A 7840-nucleotide genomic window follows, 5' to 3' on the forward strand; every position below is an offset into this window, starting at 1 on the left:
CCGACGTGGGGCTCGGGTTCCCCGGCACGCCCTTCACGGCCGACGCACCGCACATCGACACCCTCCGCGTGCCGGCTGCCGGCCATCTCGCGCTGGAGGCGCAGGGCACGCGCGACGTCGTTCCGCCGTTCCGCGACCACCCGCCAGTCAGCGGCACCGGTTTCGTCGAGAGCGCATCCGCGATGGTGCCGTACTGGTGGCTCGCCCCGAGCGCGCTTCCTGCCGGCACGAGCCTGTGGCGCACGCATGCGGACGGCCGCGAAGAGATCCTCGCCGGCTATGCCCACGTCGCCGAGGGGTGGATCTCCGTCCGCCCTGACTTCGTGCTCCCGGCCGTACCCGTCCGCTCTCCCGAGCTCGTCGGCATCTGGGCCGAGGTCGGTGGGCAACGCCAGCTCGCCGACATCCTTCCCGACGGCACCGTCATCGTGTGCTCTCCCGACGAACGCGAGGGCATGCAGCAGTCTGGCCGCGGCGTCTGGTGGAGGACGGCATCGTCGGGCGAGGTCGAACGCCTCTTCGCCGTGCGCGTCGTCGGTCGCTGGCAGAATCGCCGCGTGCAGCTCGTCGGGGTCGAGCGAGGTGAGTCCGGAGACCGCGCGCACATCGTCTTCCTCGGTCACGATGCGATCGACGCCGAGTCGCTGGGGCTCACGAAGACCGATGCAGGGGTGTACGAGGGGGTCGTCGCGGCGAGCGACGTCCGCGACCTCGGCGAAGAGCAGACCGACATCCTCGCGACGGCCGCGAACGCGGCGGAGTGATGTCGCCTTCACAACGGATCGGTAGGGTTCTTAGATGAGCTGGAAAGTGATGACTCCCGTCGAGGTCTGCGACTTCATGGAGTTCTGGGACGCTGCGGCATGGCCTCTCACGCGAGACGAGGTGCAGAAGCTGGCCGTCGAGCGCTTCGGCTGGACGATCGAGGTCGAGGACGACGTCCCGTACCTGATGAACACCGTCTCCGGTTTCACGATCCCCGACGTCTCGACGATCGGGTCGGAGGGCGCCCTCAGTCACCTGAGCCTGCGGGTGTCCGATGTGATCCGTCAGGTGACTCCGGAATCCACCGAGTTCCTCGGCGACAACTTCGCGCTCATGGTCCGCGAAGGCGAAGCGCGCTGGGGTCGGGCCACGATGGGCACGGTCGCAGAGACCACATCTGCCAGCTGGGACTCGCCGACGGGCTCGCGCATCGTCATCAGCCTCGCACCCAAGAGCATCAGCGCCATGTTCCTGACGCCCCAGGGCGTGGAGCTCGACCGTAAGTCGGGGTCCTGATGTCCGAGTGGGATGAGTTCGGCGACCGGCTCGCATCGACGTTTCGGCAGGTGACCGGCCGGGTCTTCCTGATCATCGCCTCAGAGGCCGACCCGGCGCGTTACGTGCAGTTCGCCGGGCAGGACGACCGGCTCGATGCCGAGGCTCCGGCGACGGATGTCGTCGCAGACGCCGACGAATCGGCTCTGAAGGAGTCCGGCTGGACGGCCCCGAACGCGGCGCAGCCGAACTGGTCGTCGTCGCTGCAGCTGCCGGCGCTCGCCTCCGAGTACAAGGCGCTGGCCGCGCGCTGCGTCGTCGCCCTGCGCGATGCCTACGGCATCACGAGTCCCGACGACCTCGGGTATCGCGCGTGGCGTGAGGCCGAGCGGATGCCGGAGGGCGTGACGTGGTCCGCCGAGCAGATCGAGCGCCTGGATCGTGGCGTCGACTCGCTGGACCTTCCCGGGCTGGGACTCGCGTCGAGCTGAGGCTCGCCTCGAGCGCAGATCAGCCTCGAACGCAGATCAGCGGGTCGCGTCGGCGAGGTGCCGGGCGTCGTGGCTGAGCACCTTGACTATGATGCCGTGACGGCGCAGCTCTTTCGCGGTGCGGGCGCCTTCATCGGCATCCCGGCCCAGCGCGTGGATGTTCGCGACGACGAGGACGTCGCCCGGCTTCAGGGTCGCGATCAGTCGTGAGAGGCGATCGGTCCAGCTCTCGAGGATGTCGGGCGCCGGGTGGCGGAAGCCCTCGATCGGCACCCCGAAACGGGTGAGATCGTCGCGCTGCTCGACGACGGAGGGCATGCCCTCACGCGACACCACGAGGCCGACCAGGCGTGAGCCGTCGGGACGCGCGAGCCAGAAGTCGCGATTCTGCTGCAGTTCGGTGAAGCACTTGGGGCATTCCGCGGCCGCGTGCGGCAGGTGCAGCGGGCTCGTCAGCGCCTCGTCGACGGATGCCGTCGCCTTCATGGGATCGATCGTCTCGCTCATCGCGCACCTCCGGCATCCATTCTGCCCTGCTCGGAGCCCGCGCGGTGACCTTTCAGAGCATCCCGAGGGATCGCACCGCGTCGCGCTCCTCGACGAGCTCGGCGACCGACGCGTCGATGCGCGCGCGCCCGGTCGCTCACCTCGAGGCCCTCGACGATCTGCCATTCTCCGTCGACGGATCGCACCGGGAACGACGAGATGAGTCCCTCAGGCACCCCGTACTCGCCGTGCGACACGACACCGGCCGAGGTCCACTCCTCGGTGCCCCGCACCCAGTCGCGCACATGCTCGATCGTCGCGTTCGCGGCGGATGCCACCGACGATGAGCCGCGCACCCGGATGATCTCTGCTCCGCGCTTCGCGACGCGGGGGATGAAGGTCTGATCGAGCCAGGTCGGCACGTCGCCGACGATCGCCTCGAGCGCCTCTGCCGCCGGTCGCCCGCCGACCGTCGCGTGCGACACATCGGGGAACTGGGTCGCCGAGTGGTTGCCCCAGATCGGCACCCGGCGCACGGTGTCGACAGGAACCGCGAGCGTCTCGGAGAGCTGCGCCCGCGCCCTGTTCTCGTCGAGGCGGGTGAGGGCGCTGAATCTCTCCGCAGGCACGTCGCCGGCGGATGCAGCGGCGATGAGCGCGTTCGTGTTGGCAGGGTTGCCGACGACCGTGACGCGCACTCCGTCAGCGGCATGCGCGGCGATCGCGGCGCCCTGCGGGCCGAAGATGCCCGCGTTCGCCGCCAACAGGTCTCCGCGTTCCATGCCGGGTCCGCGAGGACGTGCCCCGACGAGCAGTGCGAGGTCGCAGCCGTCGAAGCCGACCGCGGGGTCGTCCGTGACCTCGACGTGCTCGAGCAGCCCGAACGCGCCGTCCTGCAGTTCGAGAGCCGCGCCCTCTGCCGCGCCGAGCCCCTGCGGGATCTCGAGCAGTCGCAGGCGCACCTTCTCGTCGGGGCCGAGCAGGTCTCCCGCGGCGATGCGGAAGAGCAGCGCGTATCCGATCTGTCCACCGGCACCGGTCAGCGTGATCGTGGTCGTCATGACACGAGCCTACGACCGGTGGTGATGTCTCGGCTCGGAGTACCCTCGTGGCATGACCTTCAATCCCGATGCCGATGTCTCCGGCAACACCGCGCGTCGCCGAGGCCGCGGCGCCGTCGTCGCCGGAGCAGGCGGCGTGGGCCTGCTCGGCATCATCGCGCTCATCGCCGGCCCCCTGCTGGGCATCGACCTGACGGGACTCCTCGGCGGTGGCGGCACGACGGGCGGGGGCTCCGAACCCGCGGGTGGCAGCGTGATCGAGGACTGCCTGACCGGCGAGGACGCCAACGAGAACGTCGACTGCCGCGTGGCGGCCTCGCAGCTCGCGCTCGACGGCTACTGGGAGGACTACATCGGGGACTACCGTCCACCGCAGCTGATCATCGTCGACGGGGCGACCTCGACCGCCTGCGGCACGGCGTCGAACGCGGTCGGGCCGTTCTACTGCCCGCCGGATGAGACGGTCTACATCGATCCCACGTTCTTCGATCTCATGCAGCAGCAGTTCGGAGCATCCGCAGGCAACCTCGCCCAGCTCTACATCGTCGGCCACGAGTGGGGTCACCACATCCAGTCGATCACCGGGGTCATGGACAGGTATCCGAACAACGGAACCGGGCCCGACAGCAACGGCGTGCGGATCGAGCTGCAGGCCGACTGCTACGCCGGAGCCTGGATCGGGAAGATGACCGATGAGAAGGACGCGGACGGCGTCCCCTATCTCCAGGCGCCGACGGATCCCGAGATCAACGACGCGCTGAACGCGGCGAACACCGTCGGCGACGACAACATCCAGCAGCAGCAGTCCGGCTCGGTGAACCCCGAGAGCTTCACGCACGGCACGAGCGAGCAGCGCAAATACTGGTTCGCGAACGGCTATCAGAACGGACTCGACGTCTGCGAGCAGCCGCTGACCCTGGCGGGGAGCGAGCTCTAGTCGCTCAGAGCCCGTCGGTGGTGGTGTGCCCGAGAGACGCGGCCTGGTTGTGCTTCTTGGCGTCGAAGTAGCGCTCGGGGTCGACCGCGAAGGGCTCGGTGTCGATCCACAGCTTGTTGCCGTCGACGCGGATCAGGCCCACATACATCGCGCGATCGGCATCCGACGACCAGATCGTGATCAGACGGTCGTCGCCGCTGTCCTTCTGCAGGGCGGTGAAGGCGGCGATGACGCCGGCGCTGTCGGCGCTGCCGGTGCGGATCGCCGCGAGTGCCTGCTCGATCGGGAAGCCCGAGCTGTAGGTGTGGATGACGGGGTTGACCAGCACTCCGCCGCCCTTGACCCGCCAGCGTCGTGCGGCGACGAAGATCATGACGACGCAGATGACGAACAGCACGGGCGGCATCGCGAAGGCCGCGGCGATCGCGAGTCCGCCTCTGATGCGTCCGCCGAGGGTCTCGACCGTGGCGAGAGGGTTCAGGTAGACCAGCAGCGCGAGAATCAGCATGACGCCCGCGAGAACGGCCCACGTCGTGGTCTTCCGCGGCGAGCGCTCGGACTCGAAGAGATCGGGTCGTGTGGCGAACCAGGTGTACAGGTTGCGCGACTTCGAGCGCAGCGGCGTGAAACTCATCTGATCACGCTAGCGTGGACTCGTCGGACTGTTTTGACCGGGGGTCGATGACGATGAACCTGGATGCGCTGTATCCGCCGATCGAACCGTACGAGACGGGCGAGCTGCTCGTCGGCGACGGGCACCGGATGTACTGGGAGTCCAGCGGAAATCCCGAGGGCAAGCCGGTGGTCTTCCTGCACGGCGGACCGGGCAGCGGCACATCGGCATGGCAGAGGCGGTTCTTCGACCCCGAGGTCTACCGGATCGTGCTGCTGGATCAGCGCGGCTGCGGTCGCAGTACTCCGCACGCGAGCGCTCCCGACGCCGACCTGCGTTTCATCACGACCGCACACCTCATCGCCGATATCGAGCTGCTGCGCCGCAACCTGGGCATCGAGCAATGGCAGGTGTTCGGCGGATCGTGGGGGAGCGCACTCGCCCTCGCCTACGCGCAGGCGCACCCTGATGCGGTGAGTGAGCTGATCCTCCGTGGCATCTTCACGCTGCGACGCGAAGAGCTCGAGTGGTTCTACGAGGGTGGTGCCGCGGCGCTCTTCCCCGACCTCTGGGAGGAGTTCCTGGCGCCCGTTCCGGTGCTCGAGCGGTCGCGGATGATCGAGGCGTATCACCGACGTCTGTGCGATCCGGACCCTGCCGTGCATGAGCCGGCGGCCCTCGCCTGGTCTCGGTGGGAGGCTTCGACGGTCACCCTGCGTCCGGATGCCGCGCAGATCGCGGCGATGTCGGATCCCCGCACCGCGACCGCGTTCGCCCGCATCGAGAACCACTTCTTCGTGCACCGCGGCTGGTGGAGCGAGGGGCAGCTGATCGCGGGGGTCGGCGGCATCCGTCACATCCCGACGGTGATCGTGCAGGGTCGTCACGACGTCTGCACGCCGATGATGACCGCGTGGGATCTGCACCGGGCGTGGCCCGAGGCGGAGTTCGTGGTGGTCGACGACGCCGGCCATTCGGCCACCGAGCCGGGCATCCAGCGAGCCCTGCGCGCAGCGACCGACCGCTTCGCGCGCTGACCGACGCGCGCCGCCGTCGGTCAGGCGCGCAGCGCCTTCGTCAGCGTCTTCAGGAGCCCGAGGGCGCCGCCGTTCGCGCGGAACCGCGTGAGCCCCTCACTGACCGCCGCGCCCGTGCGCGACGAGACGAACCACGGCGGCTTCGGAAGGATGGTCAGGCGTCCGCCGCCGTTCACGATCGGCAGCGATCGGGGGAACGGTCGGAACGGACCGCGGATGACCGAGCGCTCCACACCGTCGAGCAGTAGCGCGTTGTGCACGACCCCGATGCCGCTGCCGACGTCGTCGATGGTGCTGCCGGGGAACGCGCCCCAGGTGAGCGTCGGGGTGATGAAACCGAACGCCGTCCAGCCGTTGATCGCGATCGAGCCGTAGTGCAGCGCTGCGACGGCGCGGTCGAACCCCGCGCCGAGCGTCTTCTCGGTCGAGGGATCGATCAGCAGATTGGCACCGAGCGTGCCCTGCAGCTGCTCGTTCGCGTAGGCGACCGCGGCGTCGAGGAACTCCTGTCCGGTGCCGGCGATCGAGACGACCCCGAGCACCGGCGCGAAGTACTCGGTGCTCTGCAGCGCCGCCGCATCGTCATCCTCGTCGATCTCGACGAGCAGTCGATCGCCGAGCACGAGGGCATCGGGATACGCCTCGGTCGCCAGGTCCATCCTCGAGGGCGCGCCCGGGTACCAGATCGGACGCTCCGGGGCGTTCGCGTACGCGCGGCGGAGCGCCGTGCGGAAGTCCTCGGCCTGCGCCCAGTCCGAGGACATCACGACCACCTGACCTGCGATGCAGTTGTGCCCGCTGTTCTGCAGTCGCATGGTCGCGACGTGCTCGGCCTGGTACGTGAGGTCGGCATCCGTCCACTCGCCCGGCACGATGATGATCGGCGACACCCCGCCGAGCTCTGCGGTGATCGGCTTCTTCAGCTGCGGCCGGTTCTCGCGCCGGCGTCGCGCGGCCGCGGATCCCGTGCCCCAGACGATCGCGTCGAACGTCGCCGCGGATCCCGTGATGTGCACGTGCACCAGCTCGGGGTGCGCCGTGAGGTAGCTGCCGACGGAGGGGCCTCCGCGCACGACGCGCAGGAGGCCGGGGCCGATGAGAGGAGCGAAGGCGCGCTTGTAGACGGGCACCAGGGCGTCCTGCGTGGGGTTGACCTTGAGCAGGGCGGTGCGATTGTGGGCGAGCAGCTCGTAGAGCACGNNACACCGCCGGACTCGGTCGGCGTGCGCTGCGCCAGGCCGGCGGCCGCGCGTGCGCCGTTGGGCGTGATGCCCGGCTCGAGCCAGACCTCGCCCGTGTAGCCCGACAGCAGGAACCGGTCGATTCCGGTCAGAGGGAAGGCATGCACCTTCGTGCGTCCGCCCGGCGCTCGGTCGATCGTGATGCCGTCGAGCGGGTTCGTGCCGTTCGCGAGACGTGTGAGGGTCTCGATGTAGGCGTCGAGGGCGCCGAGCACGCTGTACGGTCCGCTGAGCCATTCCTCGCCGCGCAGGGGATGCCGCGAATCGAGGCCCTTCGAAGCGGCGGCGGTGTTCGCCCAGTCCTCGGCCGCGGCCGCGACGCTCGTGCGCACCGACTGCAGCAGGGTCACCCGCTGTGCGAGAGTGAGCGCCGACCACGTGAGCGCGCCGACCTGCAGGTCGCCGATCGCGGCGTCGAGGCGCTCGCGTTCGTCCTCACCGAGCCCGGGCGTCGTCGTCGAGGCGGGGGTGGTCGCAGAAGTCATCGGCGTCTCCTTCGGGCGGGATCCCAGCTTATGTCGCGCATCGTCAGGCGTCGTCGTCAGTGTCGATGTCGCTGCGGCGCAGGCGGTATCGGCGCAGCGTCGACAGACTCGCGAGCATCAGCGCCGCCGGCAGGATGCTGAAGCTCAGCACGATCCCGGTGACCGCGGCATCCGGCTGCTCGACAGTCGTGCCCGCCACGGTCGAGACGTACCCGGTCGCTGCGAGGGT

Annotated in this window: 8 protein-coding genes and 2 pseudogenes; 5 read left to right on the forward strand and 5 right to left on the reverse strand. The window is 69.3% G+C overall.

From position 1 onward, the window contains the following. The 3 genes from J7E68_RS09480 to J7E68_RS09490 all read left to right on the forward strand — a co-directional run. Nucleotides 1–764 (forward strand): hypothetical protein (locus J7E68_RS09480; RefSeq protein ID WP_215172026.1); only part of this gene is annotated, 764 nt, incomplete at its 5' end. A gap of 34 nt (nt 765–798) precedes the next feature. Beyond that, nucleotides 799–1281 (forward strand): DUF6301 family protein, encoded by a 483-nt coding sequence (locus tag J7E68_RS09485; RefSeq protein ID WP_215172028.1) that lies wholly within the window; start codon nt 799–801, stop codon nt 1279–1281. Next, nucleotides 1281–1751 carry a TY-Chap domain-containing protein gene (locus J7E68_RS09490; protein WP_215172030.1) on the forward strand — a complete coding sequence of 157 codons (471 nt, stop codon included), beginning with the start codon at nt 1281–1283 and terminating at the stop codon, nt 1749–1751. Before J7E68_RS09485 ends, J7E68_RS09490 begins: the two co-directional genes overlap by 1 nt. A 36-nt stretch (nt 1752–1787) precedes the next feature. On the opposite strand, the gene J7E68_RS09495 is transcribed toward J7E68_RS09490, so the two are convergent. Continuing rightward, nucleotides 1788–2258: a recombinase family protein gene (locus J7E68_RS09495; protein WP_215172032.1), complete on the reverse strand. Its 471-nt coding sequence runs from the start codon at nt 2256–2258 to the stop codon at nt 1788–1790. Nucleotides 2259–2310: 52 nt separating this feature from the next. Further along, a pseudogene (locus tag J7E68_RS09500) lies at nt 2311–3298 on the reverse strand (malate dehydrogenase). Nucleotides 3299–3350: 52 nt separating this feature from the next. Between J7E68_RS09500 and J7E68_RS09505 the strand changes: the two are divergent. Then, entirely contained in the window at nt 3351–4235 is an 885-nt protein-coding gene (locus tag J7E68_RS09505; protein WP_215172033.1) for a neutral zinc metallopeptidase, read from the forward strand. 4 nt (nt 4236–4239) lie between these two features. On the opposite strand, the gene J7E68_RS09510 is transcribed toward J7E68_RS09505, so the two are convergent. Beyond that, complete coding sequence (locus tag J7E68_RS09510) at nt 4240–4869, reverse strand: hypothetical protein (RefSeq protein ID WP_215172034.1); 630 nt, start codon at nt 4867–4869, stop codon at nt 4240–4242. 47 nt (nt 4870–4916) lie between these two features. Here J7E68_RS09510 and pip point away from each other — a divergent pair, with 47 nt between their 5' ends. Further along, nucleotides 4917–5885: a prolyl aminopeptidase gene (pip, locus tag J7E68_RS09515; RefSeq protein ID WP_215172035.1), complete on the forward strand. Its 969-nt coding sequence runs from the start codon at nt 4917–4919 to the stop codon at nt 5883–5885. A gap of 20 nt (nt 5886–5905) precedes the next feature. On the opposite strand, the gene J7E68_RS09520 is transcribed toward pip, so the two are convergent. Both J7E68_RS09520 and J7E68_RS09525 read right to left on the reverse strand, forming a co-directional pair. Continuing rightward, nucleotides 5906–7084 (reverse strand): aldehyde dehydrogenase family protein, encoded by a 1179-nt coding sequence (locus J7E68_RS09520; protein ID WP_311416803.1) that lies wholly within the window; start codon nt 7082–7084, stop codon nt 5906–5908. Nucleotides 7085–7654: 570 nt separating this feature from the next. Further along, a pseudogene (locus J7E68_RS09525) lies at nt 7655–7840 on the reverse strand (MFS transporter); the annotation flags it as partial.

The organism is Microbacterium sp. ISL-103 (assembly GCF_018613995.1).
In the GTDB taxonomy this organism is placed as follows: domain Bacteria; phylum Actinomycetota; class Actinomycetes; order Actinomycetales; family Microbacteriaceae; genus Microbacterium.

What these genes read in the sequence shown, in the direction of transcription:
- J7E68_RS09485 (WP_215172028.1), top strand. Translation starts at nt 799, where the DNA reads ATGAGCTGGAAAGTGATGACTCCCGTCGAGGTCTGCGACTTCATGGAG.
- J7E68_RS09490 (WP_215172030.1), top strand. Translation starts at nt 1,281, where the DNA reads ATGTCCGAGTGGGATGAGTTCGGCGACCGGCTCGCATCGACGTTTCGG.
- J7E68_RS09495 (WP_215172032.1), bottom strand. Translation starts at nt 2,258, where the DNA reads ATGAGCGAGACGATCGATCCCATGAAGGCGACGGCATCCGTCGACGAG.
- J7E68_RS09505 (WP_215172033.1), top strand. Translation starts at nt 3,351, where the DNA reads ATGACCTTCAATCCCGATGCCGATGTCTCCGGCAACACCGCGCGTCGC.
- J7E68_RS09510 (WP_215172034.1), bottom strand. Translation starts at nt 4,869, where the DNA reads ATGAGTTTCACGCCGCTGCGCTCGAAGTCGCGCAACCTGTACACCTGG.
- pip (WP_215172035.1), top strand. Translation starts at nt 4,917, where the DNA reads ATGACGATGAACCTGGATGCGCTGTATCCGCCGATCGAACCGTACGAG.